The 20904-nt window shown below is 61.5% G+C and carries 21 protein-coding genes; 16 read left to right on the top strand and 5 right to left on the bottom strand.

Annotation, left to right across the window (positions count from 1 at the left end; genetic code table 11):
- Positions 1-11: 11 nt before the first annotated feature.
- From ACXAEK_RS16440 to miaA, 4 genes are all read right to left on the bottom strand, one after another.
- Positions 12-1064 (bottom strand): ABC transporter permease, encoded by a 1053-nt coding sequence (locus ACXAEK_RS16440; protein WP_475043513.1) that lies wholly within the window; start codon positions 1062-1064, stop codon positions 12-14.
- A 124-nt stretch (positions 1065-1188) separates the two neighbouring features.
- A complete protein-coding gene (locus ACXAEK_RS16435) occupies positions 1189-2853 on the bottom strand; it encodes an ABC transporter substrate-binding protein (protein WP_475043511.1) in 1665 nt (554 codons plus the stop codon).
- 297 nt (positions 2854-3150) lie between these two features.
- Entirely contained in the window at positions 3151-3963 is an 813-nt protein-coding gene (locus tag ACXAEK_RS16430) for a helix-turn-helix transcriptional regulator (RefSeq protein ID WP_475043509.1), read from the bottom strand.
- A 115-nt stretch (positions 3964-4078) separates the two neighbouring features.
- Positions 4079-4939, bottom strand: coding sequence for a tRNA (adenosine(37)-N6)-dimethylallyltransferase MiaA (miaA, locus tag ACXAEK_RS16425; RefSeq protein ID WP_475043507.1), 861 nt, complete (start codon positions 4937-4939; stop codon positions 4079-4081).
- Between the two features lie 125 nt (positions 4940-5064).
- Here miaA and pyrH point away from each other — a divergent pair, with 125 nt between their 5' ends.
- The 14 genes from pyrH to lpxB all read left to right on the top strand — a co-directional run bounded on the left by pyrH (position 5065) and on the right by lpxB (position 18225).
- Entirely contained in the window at positions 5065-5814 is a 750-nt protein-coding gene (gene pyrH, locus ACXAEK_RS16420) for a UMP kinase (RefSeq protein ID WP_475043506.1), read from the top strand.
- 78 nt (positions 5815-5892) lie between these two features.
- A complete protein-coding gene (locus tag ACXAEK_RS16415) occupies positions 5893-6486 on the top strand; it encodes a hypothetical protein (RefSeq protein WP_475043504.1) in 594 nt (197 codons plus the stop codon).
- Positions 6487-6863: 377 nt separating this feature from the next.
- Positions 6864-7427, top strand: coding sequence for a ribosome recycling factor (gene frr / locus ACXAEK_RS16410; protein WP_475043503.1), 564 nt, complete (start codon positions 6864-6866; stop codon positions 7425-7427).
- Between the two features lie 9 nt (positions 7428-7436).
- Positions 7437-8195 (top strand): isoprenyl transferase, encoded by a 759-nt coding sequence (locus tag ACXAEK_RS16405; protein WP_475043502.1) that lies wholly within the window; start codon positions 7437-7439, stop codon positions 8193-8195.
- Entirely contained in the window at positions 8192-8968 is a 777-nt protein-coding gene (locus tag ACXAEK_RS16400) for a phosphatidate cytidylyltransferase (RefSeq protein ID WP_475043500.1), read from the top strand. The genes ACXAEK_RS16405 and ACXAEK_RS16400 overlap by 4 nt, the downstream gene beginning before the upstream one ends.
- Positions 8969-8984: 16 nt before the next feature.
- The gene (gene dxr, locus ACXAEK_RS16395) at positions 8985-10157 is read left to right on the top strand and encodes a 1-deoxy-D-xylulose-5-phosphate reductoisomerase (RefSeq protein ID WP_475043499.1); all 1173 of its coding nucleotides are present in this window, start codon (positions 8985-8987) and stop codon (positions 10155-10157) included.
- Between the two features lie 4 nt (positions 10158-10161).
- Entirely contained in the window at positions 10162-11511 is a 1350-nt protein-coding gene (gene rseP / locus ACXAEK_RS16390) for an RIP metalloprotease RseP (protein ID WP_475043497.1), read from the top strand.
- A gap of 142 nt (positions 11512-11653) precedes the next feature.
- On the top strand, positions 11654-11779 hold the full coding sequence (locus ACXAEK_RS16385; protein WP_475043496.1) for a hypothetical protein: 126 nt from the start codon (positions 11654-11656) through the stop codon (positions 11777-11779).
- Between the two features lie 126 nt (positions 11780-11905).
- Complete coding sequence (bamA, locus tag ACXAEK_RS16380; RefSeq protein WP_475043495.1) at positions 11906-14317, top strand: outer membrane protein assembly factor BamA; 2412 nt, start codon at positions 11906-11908, stop codon at positions 14315-14317.
- A 52-nt stretch (positions 14318-14369) separates the two neighbouring features.
- Positions 14370-14936, top strand: coding sequence for an OmpH/Skp family outer membrane protein (locus ACXAEK_RS16375; RefSeq protein WP_475043493.1), 567 nt, complete (start codon positions 14370-14372; stop codon positions 14934-14936).
- A gap of 75 nt (positions 14937-15011) precedes the next feature.
- On the top strand, positions 15012-15482 hold the full coding sequence (gene fabZ / locus ACXAEK_RS16370) for a 3-hydroxyacyl-ACP dehydratase FabZ (RefSeq protein ID WP_019296164.1): 471 nt from the start codon (positions 15012-15014) through the stop codon (positions 15480-15482).
- A 1-nt stretch (position 15483) separates the two neighbouring features.
- A complete protein-coding gene (gene lpxA, locus ACXAEK_RS16365; protein ID WP_475043492.1) occupies positions 15484-16269 on the top strand; it encodes an acyl-ACP--UDP-N-acetylglucosamine O-acyltransferase in 786 nt (261 codons plus the stop codon).
- A 4-nt stretch (positions 16270-16273) separates the two neighbouring features.
- The gene (locus ACXAEK_RS16360; RefSeq protein WP_475043491.1) at positions 16274-17062 is read left to right on the top strand and encodes an LpxI family protein; all 789 of its coding nucleotides are present in this window, start codon (positions 16274-16276) and stop codon (positions 17060-17062) included.
- Positions 17059-18225 (top strand): lipid-A-disaccharide synthase, encoded by a 1167-nt coding sequence (lpxB, locus tag ACXAEK_RS16355; protein WP_475043490.1) that lies wholly within the window; start codon positions 17059-17061, stop codon positions 18223-18225. The genes ACXAEK_RS16360 and lpxB overlap by 4 nt, the downstream gene beginning before the upstream one ends.
- Before the next feature lie 241 nt (positions 18226-18466).
- Here lpxB and mnmA read toward each other — a convergent pair whose 3' ends face one another.
- On the bottom strand, positions 18467-19612 hold the full coding sequence (gene mnmA, locus ACXAEK_RS16350) for a tRNA 2-thiouridine(34) synthase MnmA (protein ID WP_475043489.1): 1146 nt from the start codon (positions 19610-19612) through the stop codon (positions 18467-18469).
- A 147-nt stretch (positions 19613-19759) separates the two neighbouring features.
- Between mnmA and sciP the strand changes: the two genes are divergently transcribed.
- Positions 19760-20047, top strand: a complete 288-nt coding sequence (gene sciP / locus ACXAEK_RS16345) for a CtrA inhibitor SciP (RefSeq protein ID WP_475043487.1) — start codon at positions 19760-19762, stop codon at positions 20045-20047.
- 117 nt (positions 20048-20164) lie between these two features.
- Positions 20165-20884 (top strand): response regulator transcription factor CtrA, encoded by a 720-nt coding sequence (gene ctrA / locus ACXAEK_RS16340; protein WP_475043485.1) that lies wholly within the window; start codon positions 20165-20167, stop codon positions 20882-20884.
- Positions 20885-20904 lie beyond the last annotated feature (20 nt).

The following is a 20904-nucleotide window of genomic DNA, read 5'->3' as shown; positions in this document are numbered from 1 at the left end:
TGCTGCCTTCCTTAAGAGATCCGGATACGCGGGTTCAGGTACACATAGCCGATGTCGGAAATCAGCTGTGTGATCAGCACCACGAAGACTGAGACCACAGAGACGGCCAGCAGCAGTTCAATGTCGTTGTTGCCTGCGGCTTCCACCAGCACCCAGCCGAAGCCCTTGTAGTTGAACAGGGTCTCGACGATCACGACGCCGTTCAGGAGCCAGGGGAACTGCAGCATGATGACGGTGAAGGGGGCAATCAGCGCGTTCCTGAGCGCGTGCTTCAGCACGATATTGTGGAAGCTTACACCCTTGAGGCGGGCGGTGCGGATGTATTGCGCGGTCATCACTTCGGTCATCGAGGCGCGGGTCATCCGGGCGATATAGCCCATCCCGTAGAGCGCAATGGTCAGCACCGGCAGGAAGAAGTTTTCAAAGTTCGGGTTGTCCATCGCCGAGGTGGCGGTGCCCTTGAACCACTTGAGGCCCACGGTGGAGGAGGTGAAGACAGCGATAAAGATCACGCCGGAGACATATTCAGGAGTTGCTGTTGTCAGGATCGAGGCGGTCGACAGGCTGCGGTCGGTGGCTGAGCCTTCGCGCATCCCTGCCAGCACGCCGATGATCAGCGCCGAAGGCACCATCAGCACCAGCACCCAGAACATCAGGCGGCCGGTGTTGCCGAGCCGTTCGGACACAATGGTGGAGACCTCATCCTTGAAGCGGGTGGAATAGCCCCAGTCGCCCTGCAGGATGCCGCAGAACGTGGCGGCGTTTGCCGCCTCTTCGGCGCTCACGGTGCCGGTCATGCAGCGGCCGGTAAATCCTTCTTCGGTTTCGCGGGTCCAGCCCGGCAGCACGCCCAGCCACTGGCCGTACTTGGACACCATCGACCCCCCATAGCCATTGGCGTCAAGCCAGCTGGCCACGGCCTCGTCCGACATCCGGAAGTTGCCTTGTGTCTTGGCGAGTTTCTCAAGGTTTGGGTAAAGGTTCGTCAGAAAGAACACGATGAACGTCAGGCACAAGGCCGTCAGCAGCATCACGCCCGAACGTCGGAGAATGAAAAGTCCCATTGGGGTCCCCTGTCAGTCTGGCGGATCGGACCCGGCTTTATGTGCGGGTCTCTTGATGTCTTAGCTGGAGTGCACCGCCCCAGCGGGGCGGTGCCTGACATTTTAAATGCCGGGTTGGTGCCGTTTAGGCAGCCCAGCCCCACTTGTAGTGGTGGTGCTCGAAGGAGATGTGCATGTCAGCACCGGCCACGCCTTCACGGGTGTGGCGGTAGAGCGAGCGCCAGTAGGGCTGAATGGTCACGCCTTCTTCCTGGATCAGGGCCTGTCCCTTGGCAGAGATCTCGCGGCGCTTGTCGGCGTCGGCGATCGACAGGGCCTCGGCAAGCAGGGCGTCGAATTCTGCGTTTTCCCAGCCGAATTCGTTCCAAGCCTCGCCGGACTTGTAGGCCAGCGCCCAGATCTGCACGCCCAGCGGACGGTGGTTCCAGTTGGTCGAAGAGAACGGGTACTTGGCCCAGTCGTTCCAGAAGGTCGACCCGGGCAGCACAGTCCGCTTCACCTTGAAACCGGCATCGCGCAGCTGCGCGGCGACGGCGTCGGTGGTGTTTCGGCGCCAGTCGTCGTCGATGGACAGCAGCTCGTGCTCGAAATCCATCATGCCTGCTTCTTCCATCAGTGCCTTGGCAGCAGCCGGATCGGCTTTTTGCTGAGGCAATTCGGCGTATTCCGGGTGAATCGGGCCGACATGGTGGTTTTCCGCAGGCGCGCCGCGGCCGCCATAGCCAAGTTCCAGGCAGACCGAGTTATCTACGGCTTTCTGGATCGCCTGGCGCACACGCTTGTCAGCATAGACTTTCTTGCCGTCGATTTCCGCCAGCTGGTTGGGGCGGATGACGATGGACGCCATGGTGACCACTTCGGAACGCTGGTAGCCGAGACCGTCCAGCACGTCGATGAATTCACCAACCGACTCGTGCAGCATGTCGACTTCGTCGGATTCCAGCGCCGCCATCCAGGAGGAGGGGTCGGTGCCAAAGTCGATGTATTCGATGCGGTCCAGTGCCGGCTTGCCGAATACCGACTCGCCCCACCAGGCATGGTCAGCATTGCGTTCCAGCGTTGCCTTCACGCCCACTTCCAGCTCGGTCAGCAGGTAGGGGCCGGTGCCGACGTTGCTCAGGAAGTCGTCGGTCTGGTAGCTGGAGTGCACGATGGCCGCCGGATAATCCGACATGCCTGCGATCAGCGAGATGTCCGAATTCGGCAGGTTCAGCTTCACGGTGTGGCTGTCGACCACCTCGATGGCGCCTTCGATTGCCTGGCCGGAGTTTGCATCCACCAGGGTGCCGAAACGGCCGGCCATGGAGTTGCCTTCCATCGACTTGTCGCACCAGCGGGCGATGTTGCGGGCGACATCCTCGGCGGTGAAATCGTCGCCGTTGTTCCATTTGACGCCCTGGCGGACGTTCAGGGTGTAAACGGTGGCGTCTTCGTTGATTTCCCAGCTTTCCAGCAGCATCGGGCTGAAGGAGCCGTCGCTGTTGTATTCGACGAGGTATTCCATGGTGCCACGGGTCTGGTTGCCCATTTCCGACCAGTCATAGGTGCGCGGGTCCTTCAGCGGGCGCACGCTCATCTGAACGCGCAGGGTGCCGCCGTCCTGCATGCCTTCGGCGGCTTTTGCCGGAGCGCTCATGCCGATCATGCCATAGGCCGCGGTTGCGGTCACACCCAGCGCGGTGGCGCGGGTCAGGAACTCCCGGCGGTCGAGCTTGCCGTCAAGCACTTCTTTCGCGTGCATCTTGGCTGCCCAGTGTACCGGTGCTCCGTTGATTGTGTCTTTGGTCATTTAGGTCTCCCTGTTGTACCGTTCGGTTCTTTGTTTTGCGAAACGGTTTTCGGCCCGGCGTCTGCCAGGCTCATGAATTTGGTGTTGCGGCTTAAAGTTTCCCCATGGCCTCATTCGGGCAGAGATACGCCGTTTCGTCAATGCACAGTTTCGGCGTTTAGGGGTAAAAATACGACATTTTTAGCGTCGCTTTTCTGTTTGGATACAGAATGCCGCTGCATACTGTTCAAAACTGCCCAGTGATCGCCGGATATCTGCACCCGGCGGAAAACATGCAAGAATTTGCAGGCGGCTGGTCTATTTCTGTTTCAGCCGGGCTGCCTTGCGCAGCGCGCTGGGGGTTTGCCCGGTGTGCTGGGAAATGAAGCGGGTGAAATAGGCTGCGCTGCGAAACCCGAGCTGGGCCGCAATATCACGGATCGGCAGCTCCGAGCCGATCAGCAGCGCCCGGGCGGCGTGGAGCTGGCGTTCGGTCAGCAAGGCGGCGGCTGTCTTGCCGGTCTGGGCTTTGCAGACCCGGGTCAAATGGGTGGGCGTCACATTCAGGGCTGCGGCGTGGCCTGCCATGCTGATCTGGCTGTCCTGAAGCGCGGCAACCCGGAGGCAATAGGCCTGGCACAGGCGTTGCGCGGCGGTTTGCCTGGTCGGCTGGCTGACGGTTTCAGTCTGCCGCTGCAGCAGGATCGCCGCCAGTTCGCAATGGGCCTGAACGGCGCGGCGCCAATGGTGTTCCTGCCCGGCCTGCTCCCGGCTGATGGATTCGAATATCGCGGTCAGCCGGGTCTGATCCTGCAAGCCGGTGATGCGCTTGTGGACGGGAGTATCGGGAAACGGCGGCGGCAGGGGACCTGAGACTGTCAGGACCTGGCCCAGGCATTGACGGGTAAAATCGGCGAACCACAGGGTGCCCGCCGGAATGAAGATGGCGCAATGGGGGCCAAAGCCGCGCTGCCCGCCGTTGACGCAGATCCGCCCCTGGCCGCGCGTGATCCAGATCAGCAGATGCTCGCGTCGGGTATGGGCCAGCCCGGTCTGCCAGGCACCGTCCGGCGCCAGTCTGAGCAGCGGGGCGGCGGCAATCCCGCCGGAAAGGTTCGGATCAAATGGCATCAGCTATCTTGGACTGCGGCAACATAAATTCCGGCGCAACAAGGCACGAAATGGCGATTCTGGCAAGTTTAAGTAAATTAAGGTGAAAACGGGCTGTCACTGCTGCAGGCGGACTTCAGCCCAAGGCGATCTGCTGCCAGTTTTTCATCCGGGCGCGGAACCAGCTGCGCTGGCGTTTGGCAAACTGACGGGTAGCAATGGCGGCACGTTCCTCTGCCTCTTCCAGGGTGAGCTGCCCCTGGATATAGCCTGTGAGTTCTGGCACGCCGATGGCCTTGCAGGAGGGCAGGGCCGGGTCATAACGGTCGCGCATTGCTTCAATCTCTGCCAGGGCGCCCTGGTCCAGCATCTGCCCGAAGCGTTTGCGGATCCGCGCCTCCAGCCAGGATTTGTCCGAGTTCAGAACCATCGCCGTGCAGTTCTGCAGCGGTAGCGCCGGATCCGGGGTTTCCTCCTGCCAGCTGGCCAAGGACCGCCCGGTGGCCTTCAGCACCTCCCAGGCCCGCTGCACCCGGGCGCGGTTCTGCAGGTCGATATGGGCGGCGGTCTGCGGGTCGAGGCCCGCCCGCAGCGCCTCCAGCGTAAGCGTGTCGCCTTCTGCCCTGATCGCAGGCGGGGTAGCGGGGATTTCCGCCATGCCTTCGGTCAGCGCCGTGAAATAGAGGCCAGTGCCGCCGACGATGATCGGCCGTTCAGGCCCGTGCAGCAGCGGCAGCACCTCGCGCAGCCAATGGCCGGCCGAATATTCGGCGTCATAGGCCACATGGCCATAAAGCGCATGGCGCGCCCGGGTTTCTTCATCGGCGGAGGGGCGGGCAGTGATCACCCGCCAGCATTCATACACCTGGCTGGCATCGGCGTTGACGATGACGCCGCCTTGGCGTTCTGCAATTTCCAGTGCCAGGGCGGATTTGCCCGAGGCTGTCGGGCCTGCAATCAGCACAGGCAGGTCCGGGTTGATGTCGGGCAGCGTCATTCAGGCGTCCGTCTATAAGGCCAGTTCCGCAAAACTGTGCGGAAACCGCGCTGCGCGGATTGAAACCGGCAGCGATTTATTCCATTTTGCGCGCAAATTAACCCTCACATCTTCTGGAGCGCAACATGCCTCAACCGCAAGACAAGCCGGAGCTGGATCCGGCCGCCGCCTATAAACGCGTCATGCTGAAAATTTCGGGCGAGGCATTGATGGGCGATCAGGGGTTCGGTCTGCATCCGCCGACCGTGCAGCGCATCGCCCGCGAGGTGAAGACCGTGCACGACATGGGGGTGGAAATCTGCATGGTAATCGGCGGCGGCAACATTTTCCGCGGCCTCTCTGGCTCGGCCCAGGGGATGGAGCGCACCACCGCCGACTATATGGGGATGATGGCTACCGTGATGAACGCGCTGGCGATGCAATCGGCGCTGGAAGGCCTGGGCGTCTTCACCCGGGTGATCTCGGCGATCCGCATGGATGAAGTGGCTGAACCTTACATCCGCCGCCGCGCCGTGCGCCACCTGGAGAAGAAGCGGGTCTGCATCTTTGCGGCGGGCACCGGCAACCCCTATTTCACCACCGATACAGCGGCGACCCTGCGTGCGAATGAAATGGCCTGCGAGGCGATCTTCATGGGCAAGAACGGGGTGGATGGTGTGTACGACAAAGATCCGGCACAGCATGACGACGCCGTCCGCTATGACGAAATCAGCTATGATGATGTGTTCGCCAAGCGCCTGAAGGTGATGGATGCCTCTGCCATTGCGCTGGCGCGTGACAACAACCTGCCGCTGATCGTGTTCCCGCTGGATGAGCCGGGCGGTTTCCGCGGTATTCTGGCCGGTGAGGGAACCTATACCAAAGTTCACGGCTGACCCAAGGTGCCGGATGAAGCTTTTATGTAAGCTGGCATTTGGCTGGCTCCTGCGGCTGCGGCCGCAGGAGAGGCCGAATTGATAGATTTCCTGCAATATGAGGGCTGCACCATCGGGGCACCCGTTATTGAAAAGGCTGCAAAGCACGGGTTCTCTGCTGTGGAGTTCGGCCAGTTGGCGGAAAACACCTTGTCCAGAGGGAAAGCGCAGCGGGAAGGTGTCTGGGTGGTGCTGGACCGCAGCATTTGCGAGATTCAGCTGCCTCGGATCGAGACGTCTTACAGCAGCAAGGACGCGTTTCTTGCGTCCAGCATCAAATCATTTGTTGTGGAGACTGAAGACGCGAGGCCAGGCTGCTACCTGCGGGACGGCTGGAAAGCGCTTCAAAACCTGCCCGGACTGACGGAGGACCAAGGGTTTCTAGCCTACATAGAGTTCCTTTCCGCAGAGATGATTGCAGGCAGGTTAGGCTTTTTTGACATTTCGCCATTGCGGTCAGCTTATGGCTTTACTGTTGTGCCCAGCGAGTTTTGCGCCAGCCTTCCCGCAGCACAGGACATGCGGGGCAATTTTCCGGCTTTCGAGAAGCACTTTGGCAGTGTCGTGCGCTACATGTTCGAAAATGTAACCTGCGAAGAACTGCCTTTGGGATGGATCTATGCTCAGGAGTAGATCGGGGAAATGAACAGAAATGCCTGGCTCTGGTTTGAATATAACATCATTGCTATGGCGGCAGGCTGGTATGAAGGCATTGGTGCCAACTCCAAAGGCGTAGCACGTCCGCCGTTCTGCCATTACCCGAAGGCAGGGTAAGCGGGAGGCGCTTTCTCTATTGCGGTGGCGGTGAAGGGCGCGATGTGCCTCCACCGCTGGCTGCAACCGGGACATTTGACGCCGCAGGGCTATTTACTTGCCTGATGGGGAAAGCTGTTTTCCGGCGCAATTTGCCGGGTTTGCCGCGGCAAATCCTCCGCAAGATCGCTATACATCGGCCCGCCAATGGCTTAAGAGCCAATGGAAGACCGCCTCAGATAAGGGGAGAGAGCAGCATGTCTGATGATTTCGAACTGGATACCGACGACCTGAAACGCCGCATGGAAGGCGCGATGGCCAACCTGCGCACCGAGTTTGCCTCGCTGCGGACGGGCCGTGCCTCGGCCTCGATGCTGGAGCCGGTGATGGTGGATGCCTACGGCTCAATGACGCCGATCAACCAGGTGGGCACCGTGAACGTGCCGGAGCCGCGCATGGTGACCATCAATGTCTGGGACAAGTCGCTGGTCGGCAAGGTGGAAAAGGCGATCCGCGAGTTTGGCCTGGGCATCAACCCGCAGCTCAACGGCACCATCATCATGCTGCCGATCCCCGAGCTGAACGAAGAGCGCCGCCGCGAGCTGGGCAAGGTTGCCGGCCAGTATGCCGAACACGCCCGTGTGTCGATCCGCAACGTGCGCCGCGACGGCATGGACCAGATCAAGAAGGCGAAAGCCGACGGCATGTCTGAAGACGATCAGAAGTTCTGGGAAGCTGAGGTTCAGGAACTGACCGACCAGATGATCAAGGTCGTGGACGAGGCGCTTGAGACCAAGCAAGCCGAGATTATGCAGGTCTGACGGCGCAGGATGCCCGGAGATATGAAACCGCAAGCGCGCGCTGCTGGAGAAGCTCCGGCGGCCCGCTCTGGCCCGCGCCATGTGGCCATCATCATGGACGGCAATGGCCGCTGGGCGCAGGCCCGGGGACGGCCGCGGCTGTTCGGCCACCATGCCGGCGCGCGGCGGGTGCGTGAAATTGTCGAGTGCTGCCCGGGTCTGGGCGTCGAATATCTGACCATCTTTGCCTTCTCGACTGAGAACTGGAAGCGCACACAGACCGAAGTGGCCGGTCTGATGAGCCTGTTCCGGCGTTATATTTCCAAGGAAATGAACGCTTTGGCAGAAAAGAACGTCCGGGTGCGTTTTATCGGTGACCGGGTGCGTCTGGATGCCAAGCTGATTGATCTGATGGACAAGCTGGAGCAGAAAACCGAAGGCAATGACGGAACCCAGCTGACCATTGCGCTGAACTACGGCGGCCGTGACGAGGTGGCGCGTGCCACGAAACGGCTGGCCCGGGATGTGGCTGAGGGGCGGCTGAATCCGGATGACGTCGATGAGGAAACTCTGCCGCGCTACCTGGACACCCATGTGCTGCCGGATCCGGATCTGGTGATCCGCACCAGCGGCGAGGCGCGGATTTCGAACTTCCTGCTGTGGCAGTCTGCTTACGCAGAGTATGAGTTCATCGACACGCTGTGGCCTGATTTTACCAGCGAAGAAATGGCGCGGCTGTGCAGCAGCTTCGGCCGCCGCGACCGGCGGTTCGGGGCCGTCAAGACATGAGCGGGGCCAAGGGCCGCTGGTCGGACCTGCTGCCGCGGGCCTTGTCTGCCGTGGTGATGGTGACCGCGGGCGGCTATGCTGTCTGGGCAGGCGGGCTGGTGTTCAACCTGCTGATTGCGCTCTGCTGCGGCGGCATGGTGTGGGAGCTGGTGCGGATGCTGGCGCCGGAGCGCAGCGGCACCGCGCTGCAGCTGGGCGCGATTTCGGCCGTTGCGGTTCTGCTGGCCTCGCTGCTACCGGTGATCTGGGTGCTGCCGTTGCTGGCCGCGCCGGTTGCGGCAGGCTTCGGCCAGTTCCGCGAGCGGCGGCGCCACTTTGTCAGCTTTGCCCTGTGGGTGATGCTGGCCGGTTTCGGCTTTATCTGGCTGCGCGGCCAGTTGGGCCTGGTGTGGATGCTGTGGCTGATCTGCATCGTGGTGGCCACTGACATCGCGGGGTATTTTGCGGGCAAGGCGATTGGCGGGCCGAAATTCTGGCCGCGGGTCAGTCCCAAGAAAACCTGGAGCGGCACTTTAGCGGGCTGGATTGCTGCGGTTATCGTGGGGGCTGTCTTTGCCGTGCGGATGGATCTGGGGTTCAGTTTCGTGCTGCTTTCGGTGCTTCTGTCAATGGCCAGCCAGGCGGGCGACGTTGCCGAGAGTGCGCTGAAGCGGAAGATGGGCGTCAAGGATTCCAGCGGACTGATCCCTGGCCATGGCGGTCTGTTTGACCGCTTTGACGGAATGCTGGGGGCGGCGGCCATGTTCCTGGCCGTGACCGCCATCTGGGGATAACCAGGCAGGAAAGAACATGCGGAAAGTTTCGATCTTCGGCGCCACCGGGTCGATTGGCCAGAACACCATCGACTTGATCCGCCGCGCGCCTGACGCCTACGATGTGGTGGCGCTGACCGGCGGTGCCAATATTGCGCGTCTGGCGGAAGACGCCATTGCGCTGCAGGCTGAGATCGCCGTTACCGCTTATGAGGACCGTTTGCCGGATCTGCGCGCGGCGCTAGAGGGCTCTGGCGTGGAAGCGGCGGCAGGGCAGGCGGCCCTGGTGGAGGCCGCGGCCCGCCCGGCGGACTGGATCATGTCGGCCATTGTTGGTGCGGCAGGTCTGGCGCCGGGGCTTGAGGCGCTGAAGCAGGGCACCACGCTGGCGCTGGCCAACAAGGAATTGCTGGTTTGCGCGGGGAAACTGCTGCTGGAAACGGCAAAGAAACATGGCGCCCGGCTGCTGCCGGTGGACAGCGAGCATTCAGCCGTGTTCCAGGGGCTTGCGGGTGAGGACAGCAGCGCGGTTGAACGGATCATCATCACCGCCTCTGGCGGTGCCTTTCGCGACTGGCCGCTGGAGGATTTGCCCAATGCCACATTGGCACAGGCGTCCTCGCACCCCAATTGGGACATGGGCCAGCGGATCACCGTCGACAGTGCGTCAATGTTTAACAAAGCATTGGAAGTTATTGAAACCCGGGAATACTTTGGGGTGCATCCGGATCAGATCGAGGTTCTGGTGCATCCCGAGTTGCTGGTGCATGCGCTGGTCGGCTTCAACGACGGCGCGATCATGGCGCATCTGGGGGCTGCGGATATGCGCCATGCCATCGGTTATGCGCTGCATTGGCCGGACCGGCAGCACCTGCCGGTGGAACGGCTGGATCTGGCGCGCATCGGCCAGCTGAACTTCCGCGCCCCTGATCCGGCACGCTATCCGGCGTTGCGGCTGGCCTATGAGGTGATGGCGCGGGGCGGGCTGATGGGGGCGGCCTTTAACGCTGCCAAGGAACAGGCGCTGGATGAATTCATCGCCGGCCGCATCCGCTTCACGGATATGGCGGCAGTGACGGAAACGGTTCTGGAGCGGTTTACGGCTGACGGCGGCCTCATAGATGCCGCAATGACACTTGATAACGTGACCCGTGTTGACCATCTGGCACGGAAACAGGCCGCCAGGGCCGCAGAAGAACGCATAGGGTAGATCTTTGGACATACTTGCTTTTGTCCCGCAGTTTGGCGGTTTTCTTTATACAATCGCCAGCTTCGTCATCGCGCTGTCGGTGATCGTCGCCGTACATGAATACGGCCACTACATCGTTGGCCGCTGGTCCGGAATCCACGCGGAAGTGTTCTCGCTCGGGTTCGGTCCGGTTTTGTGGAGCCGGGTGGACAAGCGGGGAACCCGCTGGCAGGTGGCAGCGCTGCCTTTTGGCGGCTTTGTTAAGTTCCTGGGCGATGCCGATGCGGCCTCGGGCAAGGATCAGCAGGCAATGCAGGCTGCGGCGCAGGATCCGGCGGCGCTGCGCCGGACCATGCATGGCGCACCGCTGTGGGCGCGTACGGCGACAGTTGCGGCGGGGCCGGTGTTCAACTTCGTGATGTCAGCGATCATTTTCACCGCAGTGGCCCTGTCGCAGGGCACCATGCGGGATCCGCTGACTATTGGCAGCCTGGCACCGCTGCCCGGGATCGAAAACGGTCTGCAAAGCGGTGACGAGCTGGTTTCCGCAGGCGGAATTGCAGTGCCGGACTATCTGGACGGCGATGCCTGGGATGTCTTCCGCGAAACGCTGCCGCAGGAGCAGGTGCTGGAGTATCTGGTGCGCCGCGACGGGGCGGAGATCCGCGTCAGCGGCCCCTATCTGTACCCGCCCTATGTGCGCGGAGTGGTGCCGCGCAGCGCGGCGTCGGATGCCGGGCTGGAGCCTGGCGATGTGATCGTCGCCATGGATGATGAGCCGGTTGTCTCCTTTGACCAGCTGAAGGCGCATGTTGAAGCGGCTGACGGCAAGGTTCTGGTGCTGGATGTCTGGCGCGAGGGCCAGATGGTCGAAATGGCCCTGGCGCCGCGGCGCACCGACGAGCCGCAGCCGGATGGCGGTTTTGCCACTCAATGGCGGATCGGGATCATTGGAGGGCTGGCCTTTGAGCCGGCCACCGAATCTGCAGGTTTCGGCGCCGCTGTGGCAGCAGGCACCTATCAGGTCTGGGCGGTGGTTGAGACGTCATTGTCCGGGCTGAAGCACATGATCACGGGCGCCATCAGCACCTGTAACCTGTCAGGGCCGATCGGCATTGCCGAAACTTCCGGCGCAATGGCAAGTCAGGGGGCAGAAAGCTTTATCCGCTTTATTGCGGTGCTGTCGACTGCTGTGGGCCTGCTGAACCTGTTCCCGGTTCCGGCGCTGGATGGCGGCCACCTGATGTTCTATGCCTATGAGGCCGTTGCAGGCCGCCCGCCCAGCGACCGTGCTGTGCGCGTGCTGATGTCGCTGGGCATCGCCATCGTGCTGTCGTTGATGGTGTTTGCGCTTGGCAATGACCTGTTCTGCTAAGATCGCAGCCATGTGAAACGGCACAGGGCGGCCACGCTGCCGCCCAAGTGCTGCCACATTCCCCCGTTAACGTTTTATCAATCCGCGCAGGCTGTCTCTGGCTGCCTTTGCGCGATGGTGGACCGAACTGGGGGAATATCCGATGCAGACACTTTCGCATTCCTATCGCGGGCTTGGCCTGCTGATCCGGCTGAACTGGGACCGGGCACTGACTGGTTTTGCCATTCTGGGGGCGCTGACTGCAGGCACTTGGCTCGCCACATTGTGATTCCTGCAACCGGCGCGCAAATCTGCCGCGCCGGTTGCTGCCAGAATGCGCTTTGTTGGTTTTGACAAGCGCTTGCAAACCCGGTACGCACATCCCAAAGCTGCTATAATAATCGGGTTCTGAAAAATGGTTTGGGGGAAGGTCGCAGGCAAGTCCTGTGGTGAGCGTAAATCGGGCATCAACATCTTGTACCGGAAGGTTTCTGCCATTTCTCTGGCAGTTGCGCTGGGTTTCGCGGTTCTGCCGCTGCCGGCAGGGGCGCAGAGCTTCCGCTTCAATTCGGTTCAGGTTGAAGGCAACCAGCGTATCCAGACATCGACGGTTGTCGCCTATACCGGCATTGAACGGGGCCAGTCTGTCAGCGCAGGCGAGTTGAACGATGCCTACCAGCGCATCCTTGACAGTGGCGTATTTGAAACAGTTGAACTGGTGCCGCGCGGCAGCACGCTGGTGATCAAAGTCACCGAGTTTCCGACCATCAGCCAGATCAGCTTTGAGGGCAACAAGCGGCTGAAGGACGATGCGCTGGAGCAGATTGTCGAATTTGCGCCGCGCCGGGTTTTCAGCCCTTCGCAGGCCGAACGCGATGCCGCGGCGATCGCAGAGGCCTACAGCGTGCAGGGGCGCCTGGCGTCCCGGGTGACGCCGCGGATTATCCGCCGCAGCAACAACCGCGTCGACTTGGTGTTTGAGATTTCCGAAGGCGACACCATCGAGGTGGAGCGCGTCTCCTTTACCGGTAACCGGGTGTATTCCGACCGCCGCCTTCGCCGCGTGCTGGAAACCAAGCAGGCCGGATTCCTGCGGGCGTTTATCAATGCGGATACGCTGATCGAGGACCGGCTGGAATTCGACAAGCAGGTTCTGCGCGATTTCTACCTGTCGCGCGGGTACGTGGATTTCCGGGTGAACAGCACCAACGCAGAAGTGACGCGGGAGCGGGACGCTGTGTTCCTGGTTGTGGATGTGACCGAGGGCCAGCAGTTCAAGTTCGGCGATATCTCTGTCACCAGCGAAATGCCTGAGGCGGATGCCGATCTGTTCCGGTCGGTGCTGAAAATCAAGCCGGGTGTGGTGTTTTCACCGACCCTGGTAGAGAACTCCATCGACCGTATGGAGGGCCTGGCTGTCCGCAACGAGATCGACTTTCTGCGGGTTGAACCGCGGGTGACCCGCAATGAAAGAGATCTGACCCTGGACATTGAGTTTGTGCTGAAGCGCGGACCGCGGGTCTTTGTTGAGCGGATCGACATTGAGGGCAACACCACCACGCTGGACCGGGTGATCCGTCAGCAGTTCCGCTCAGTTGAAGGCGACCCGTTCAACCCGCGTTCTATCCGCAACAGTGCGGAGCGGATCCGGGCGCTGGGGTATTTTTCCACTTCGGATGTGGAAACCCGCGAAGGCAGTTCGTCCGATCAGGTGATTGTCGATGTCGACGTCGAGGAACAAACAACCGGCTCATTGAACCTTGGTGGTGCCTATTCTGTGACTGATGGCTTTGGTGTCACGGTAGGCTTGTCCGAAAACAACTTTCTGGGCCGAGGCCAGCGTCTGTCGTTTAACATCGCGACCGCTACGGAGGCGGATTCCTATGTGCTGGGCTTCAGCGAACCATACCTGCTGGGGCGCGATTTGCGGTTCGATTTGGACCTGGGTCTGAACGAGACGGATTCCAGTTTCTCTGAATACCGGACCAAACGGATCTTCTTCCAGCCGGCGCTGACGTTCAATACCGGAGAGAATACCTCCCTGCAGGTCCGCTATACCTGGGATCAGGACGAGATGCTGTTCAGCGATAATGAGGATGATGATCCCTCTACATTCCTGGCCAGCCCGGTTATTCAAAGGGAAATCGCCCAGGGGGAGCGTTCCTCCAGCACAATTGGCTTTACCTACCGGTATGACAGCCGCCTGACCGGTCTGGATCCGAATGCCGGTTTTCTGGTGGAAGTCGGCGCCGACTATGCTGGCCTTGGCGGGGATTCCGAATACATCAAGGCGACAACCAAGCTGGTCGCTCAGAAGCGGATCTTGAATGAAGAGGTCACTCTGAGGGCAACGCTGGAGGCGGGCGCCTTCCAGTGGCAGGGCAGTGGTTTCAGCCGGTCGATCGACCGTTTCGTTCTGACCCCCTCCATCCTGCGCGGCTTCGAACCCGGCGGTATTGGCCCGCGGGATCAGTCCGAGGTGACAGGCGGGACAGGGAACTACAATGACTTCCTGGGCGGCAACTACTATGCTGTGGCGCGTTTTGATGCGGAATTCCCCTTGGGGCTGCCAGAGGAATTGGGAGTGCGCGGAGCACTTTTCTATGATGTCGGCAGCCTTTGGGGGCTTCAGGATGTCGATACGGCCGGTGTGAACACCGGCAACGGGATCGTTGGCCGCGGCAGGTCATTCCGCCACGTTCTTGGCGTCTCGGTTCTGTGGACCACGGGCATCGGCCCGCTGCGGTTCAACTTCTCCAAGGCGCTTCGGAAAGAAGACTTTGACCAGGAGCAAAGCTTCGACCTGACCTTGCAGGCGAGGTTCTGATCTGGTGCGGCAGCTGGCGCCCTGCCGGCGGGCTGCAATTGGCCTGTCCCTGATGCTGCCCTGCATCGGCGCCGCGCCTGCCGCCGCCCAGGAACCGGCGCCGCTGGCACCTAATCCGGGTGCCGAATTCCAGCTGGGGCTGCCGCAAAGCGGCATCCTCACCATTCAGCCGGACCGGCTGTTTTCAGAAAGCGCCTTTGGCAAGCGGGTCGAACGCGAGATCGAGGCCGAAGGGGCGGTGCTGACTGCCGAAAACCGCCGGATTGAAGCGGAGCTGCGCGCCGAGGAACTGGACCTGACAGAGCGGCGCAGCGAAATGGCGCCGGACGCGTTCCGCGCTCTGGCGGACGCCTTTGATCAGAAAGTTCAGGAAACCCGCCGCCGCCAGGATCAGAAGCTGCGCGAAATCAATCAGATGGGTGAAGACGCCCGGCGTGAATTCATTACGGCTTCGCTGCCGGTCCTGCAGCAGATCATGCGCGAAACCGGGGCCGGGGCGATTCTGGATCATGCCTCTGTGTTTCTAAGCGCTGATGCGGCAGATGTGACGGCGCTGGCAATCGCCCGGATTGACGCGGTTCTCGGTGACGGAGCCGGGGATGAGGACAGCGAGCGCTGAGCGCCCGAGCTTGCCGAAACGCTGCCCGCTTGCTAGGGACAGCGCAGTAATTTTGACGTAAATGGGAAACCACGCATGACCACCGAGCTGCAAAGCGCTGACATTCAACTGATCCAGCGGATCCTGCCGCACCGCTACCCGTTCCTGCTGGTCGACAAGGTGGTCGATATCGACAGTTACAAATCGGCCCGCGGCATCAAGAATGTCACCATGAACGAGCCGCATTTCCAGGGTCATTTCCCGGGCACGCCGATCATGCCGGGCGTGACCATTGTCGAGGCGATGGCACAGACCGCCGGCGTGATGCTGGGCGTCGGCATGGATATGGTCGACACCGATCTGCTGATCTACTTCATGAACATCGACAAGTGCAAATTCCGCCGCAAGGTGGTGCCGGGTGACGTGCTGGAGATGCATGTGGAAACTCTGCGCGGCAAGCCAGGCGGCAAGATTTTCAAGTTCTTGGGCCGTGCGACGGTTGAGGGCGAAGTGGCTGCAGAAGCTGAATTTACCGCAATGGTTGACCGCCAGGCCGAGGAAAGCTGAGATGAGCAAGATCCACCCCAGTGCAGTGATTGAAGAGGGTGCCAAGCTTGGAAAGGACTGCGAAATCGGTCCTTTCTGCGTGGTCGGCCCTGAGGCTGTTCTGGGGGACAGGGTTGTTCTGAAATCCCATGTAGTTGTCACCGGCGATACCGAAATCGGTGACGAGACAGTGGTCTTCCCCTTTGCCGTGCTGGGCGAGATCCCGCAGGACCTGAAGTTCAAAGGCGAGAAGTGCAAGACCGTGATCGGCAAGCGCAACCGCATCCGCGAGCATGTGACGGTGAATGCCGGCACTGAGGGCGGCGGCGGTGTGACCAAGATCGGTGATGACGGATTGTTCATGGCAGGCTGCCACATCGCCCATGACGCGCAGGTCGGCGACCGGGTGATCGTTGTGAATTCCGCCGCGGTGGCGGGCCATTGCGTGCTGGAAGACGACGTGATCATCGGCGGCTTGTCCGGCATCCATCAATGGGTGCGGATCGGCAAGGGTGCGATCATCGGTGCGGTCACAATGGTGACCAATGACGTGATTCCCTATGGCTTGGTGCAGGCGCAGCGCGGCGAGCTGGACGGTTTGAACCTGGTGGGGCTCAAGCGCCGGGGCGTCGCCCGCAGCGATATCACCGCCTTGCGCGCAGCGTTTCAGATGCTGGCCCAGGGCGAGGGCACCTTTCAGGAGCGCGCCAAGCGGCTTGGGGATGAGACCGACAGTGAATACGTCCAGCGTATTGTTGCCTTTATCACCGGTGGAAGCGACCGTTCTTTCCTGACCCCGGGGGGCTGACGCGATGCTGGCAGTTATTGCAGGCACCGGCGCGCTGCCGGCTGAGGTGGCCGCACACGCGCCGGGCCGTCCGCTGATCTGCGCGATGGCCGGGGCGGAGCCGGATATGGTCGATCCGGAGATCACCTTCCGTTTTGAACAGTTCGGCAGCTTTCTGGAGCGGCTGAAGGCGGCGGAGGTGACAGAAATCTGTCTGGCCGGAGCGGTGCGCCGTCCGCATATTGACCCTTCTTCGATTGATGCAGCCACGATGCCGCTGGTTCCAGTGCTGCAAGCGGCGCTGGCGGCGGGTGACGATGGCGCTTTGCGCGCGATTATCGGGATCTTCGAACAGGCAGGCTTTGCCGTCCGCGCCGCCCATGAGGTGGCGCCGGATCTGCTGATGGCCGCGGGCGTGCCGACTAAGGTGCAGCCGGGGGAGCTGGACAAGGCGGATGCAGAACGCGGCGCCGAGATCGTCGCTGCCATGTCTGCGGCTGACATCGGCCAGTCCTGCGCCGTGCGCAAGCAGCAGGCGATTGCGGTCGAGAACCTGTTTGGCACTGACTGGATGCTGACTTCGCTGAAAAATCGTCCAGACGGGCAGGGCGGCCTGTTGTTCAAGGCGCCGAAACCGGCGCAGGACCGCCGCGCCGACCTTCCCACGATTGGCGTGGGGACGGTTGAAGCGGCCGCCAAGGCCCGGCTTTCCGGTATCGTGCTGGAGGCGGGCGGCGTCATCGTGCTGGATCAGGATGCGGTGATTGCGGCCTGCGACCGGCTGGGGCTGTTCCTCTGGCTGCGCGAGGCATGAGCCTGCGGGTTTTCATCCTGGCCGGTGAGCCTTCGGGCGACCGGCTGGGCGGGGCGCTGATGGCAGGCCTTAAACAGCTGGAACCTGGCGTCAGCTTTGACGGCATCGGCGGCGCGCTGATGGCGGAGCAGGGGCTGGCTTCACGCTTTCCCATGGAAGAGCTGTCGGTGATGGGGCTGGCAGAGGTGCTGCCCAAGTACCGCCACCTGAAGCGCCGCATCCGGGAAACAGCTGATGCCGTGCTGGAGGCTAAACCGGATCTGCTGATCACCATCGACAGCCCGGACTTCAGCCTTCGCGTGGCACGGCTGGTCAAGGATCGCAGCAGCATCCGCACCGTGCATTACGTGGCGCCCTCGGTCTGGGCATGGCGGCCCAAGCGGGCGCAGAAGATGGCAGAGGTCATTGATCACGTTCTGGCACTGCTGCCGTTCGAGCCGCCCTATATGGAAGCCGCAGGCATGGACTGCGATTTCGCCGGCCACCCGGTGGTGGCGGAGCCGCAGGCGACGGAAGCGGAGATTGCCGCATTCCGCAGTGAATTCGGCTTGGGGGATGCGCCATTTGTGCTGGCGCTGCCGGGCTCACGCCGCTCAGAGGTTACCCGGCTGGCACCCGTTTTCGGCGGGGCGCTGCAGCAGTTTTGCCAGTCCCATCCGGATCACCGGATTGTTGTGCCAGCGGCAGCGCCGGTTGCGGATGCGGTGCGGGACGCCTTGCAGGATTGGCCTGAGGCCGCCGTGCTGGTGGATCCGAACCGGTTTGAGCCGCATGCCGCCAAAGGGCACAAGCGTGCGGCCTTTGCCTCGGCGGACATTGCGCTGGCGGCTTCCGGCACCGTGTCGCTGGAACTGGCGGCCTCTGCCACGCCGATGGTGATTGCCTACAAGTTCCAGTGGCTGACCTGGCAGATCATGAAACGCATGGCGCTGATCGACACGGTCACGCTGGTCAACCTGGTTAGCGATACAAGGGTGGTGCCGGAATGCCTGGGACCGGACTGCACGCCGGATAAGATTGCGGCGGAGCTGGAGAAGCTGGCGGCTGAGCCGCATGCGCAGCGCGGGGCAATGGCGCTGACCATGGAGCGTCTGGGGCAGGGCGGAGAAGCTCCGGGGCTGCGGGCGGCCCGTGCCGTTTTGGACCGTTTGCCCGGTATCTAGCGCGGGTTCTGGTGGCGCGGGTGCTGCGCACCCGCGCGAAGCCTGCCGCAACACCTGCGCAGAACATGGCTTTCAGGACAAGATGATCGGGGCGAAAGTGTTCTGCTGAGAAGCGCCTAAGGGCAGGTCTGCCCTTAGGCGCTTTTTCAATTTTGAACTGGAATTCCGCGTCAAGGACAAGCCGCGCGTGCCGCGCGGAGGCTGCGCCTCCCTTGACCCGGCGGCGCGGATGTTCTGCGCTTCAGTAGCCGCGCCAGATCCAGCCGCCGCCGAAAATGCGGCTGCCCTCATTTGCATAGAACACGCACGCCTGGCCGGGTGAGACGCCTTCCTCCGGCGTCAGCAACTCTACCTCGGCAGTGGTCTCTGTCAGCGGCCGGATGATCGCCTCCCGCGGCGGGCGGGTGGAGCGCACCTTGACTTTGAGGTGCCATTCCTCGCGTGAGGTAAAAGGCTCGTCGCCCAGCCAGTTGATTTCGCGCACCGGGATAGTGCGGGTGGCCAGCAGTTCCTTGGGCCCAACTACCACCTGTTTCTTGTCCACATCCAGCTTCACCACATAGAGCGGTTCACTGAGGCCGCCGATGCCCAGGCCGCGGCGCTGGCCGATGGTGTAATGGATGACACCCTCGTGGCTGCCCAGCACCCGGCCATCGGAATGCACGATCTCGCCCGGCTCTGCAGCCCCGGGGCGCAGTTTCTCGATTACAGAGGCATAGTTGCCGTCCGGCACAAAGCAGATGTCCTGGCTGTCAGGCTTGTCGGCCACCGCCAGACCGTATTGGGCCGCCATCTCGCGGGTGGCATCCTTGGACGGCAGATGGCCCAGCGGGAAGCGCAGGTAGTCCAGCTGCTCCGGGGTGGTGGAGAACAGGAAATAGCTCTGGTCGCGGTTGGCGTCCTCGGCTGAGTGCAGCTCCGGCCCGTGCTCACCCATTTTGCGCTGGATGTAGTGGCCGGTCGCCATGCAGTCGGCCTCCAGATCCTTGGCGGTTTCCAAGAGGTCCTTGAACTTCACCCGCTCGTTGCAGCGGATGCAGGGCACCGGGGTCGCGCCCGCCAGATAGCTGTCGGCGAACTCGTCAATCACCGCATCCTTAAAAATGTTCTCATAATCCAGGACGTAATGCGGAAAGCCGCGTTCCTCCGCGACACGCCTTGCATCATGGATATCAATGCCTGCACAGCAGGCGCCTTTTTTTGCCAGTGCTGCGCCGTGATCATAAAGCTGCAGCGTGACGCCGACCACATCATAGCCCTGATCGGCCAAATATGCAGCAACAACAGAGCTATCGACGCCGCCGGACATGGCCACAACCACCCGGGTTTCCGAGGGCGGTTTGGCAAAGCCGAGCGAGTTCAGTTCCAGGTCTTGGTCCAGCGCCATGGGGCAGCTCCTAAAGGCAAGGGGGCAGGCGCCGCAGAATATAGGAAAATCCTAAAGACTCTCAAGGGGCGTGGTTCACGCGCCGTTAAGCCTGATCGGAAATTCTTGGCGCACCCTAAGAAAGAAGACCGTCAAAGGGATGGCACTATGTTTTTGAAAAAAGTCGACGGGCCGCGGGCGGTGACCCTGCCGGACGGCACTATTATGACCCGGGCGGATCTGCCGCCGGAGACCACGCGGCGCTGGGTGGCCTCGCGCAAGGCGGCTGTGGTGCGCGGCGTGCTCTACGGCCTCTTGCCGCAGAAGGAGGCGATGCGCCGCTATGGCCTGAGCGAGGAGGAATTCCGAAGCTGGGTTGCTGCCGTCGCAGACCATGGCGAAGAGGCCCTGAAAACGACACAGCTGAAGAAATTCCGCAGCCCGGACGCAAAATAGATTGGGCCACCCTTGAGTTGCATTCGTAAATTAACCATCATGGTAACGAGGCATTAACTTTTTTCCACCAAGGTTAACGCGACCTGAGGGAAACAGTGTACAGGCGGAGAAAATAATATGCGCATTCTGCTGGTTGAGGATGATCCGACCACGGCCAAAAGCATCGAGCTGATGCTGACCCATGCCAACCTGAACGTTTATTCGACGGATCTGGGGGAAGAAGGCATCGATCTGGCGAAACTTTACGATTACGATCTGATCCTGTTGGATCTGGGGCTGCCCGATATGAACGGCCACGAGGTGCTGCGCCAGCTGCGCATGTCCCGCATCGAAACCCCCATTCTAATCCTGTCCGGCGCCGACGATACCGATAATAAAATCAAAGGGTTCGGCTTTGGTGCGGATGATTACCTGACGAAACCCTTCCACCGGGAGGAACTGGTGGCGCGGATCCATGCGATCATCCGCCGCTCCAAGGGGCATTCGCAGTCGATCATCAAGACCGGCAAGATTGCGGTCAACCTGGACGCCAAAACGGTGGAGGCCGATGGCAAGGCTGTGCATCTGACCGGCAAGGAATATCAGATGCTGGAGCTGCTGAGCTTGCGCAAGGGCACCACGCTGACCAAGGAGATGTTCCTGAACCATCTTTACGGCGGCATGGATGAACCTGAATTGAAGATCATCGACGTTTTCATCTGCAAGCTGCGCAAGAAGCTCAGCAATGCCACCGGTGGTGAGAACTATATCGAAACTGTGTGGGGCCGCGGGTATGTTCTGCGCGATCCGCAGGAAGATCACATGGCAGGCGGTCAGCGGATGGCTGTCGGCGCCTGAAAGGATGATGACCCGGGTGG

Source organism: Leisingera sp. ABM4_101, assembly GCF_056158725.1.
Note: the sequence above shows the minus strand (reverse complement) of the source record. Positions and strands in the feature narration are given on the sequence as shown.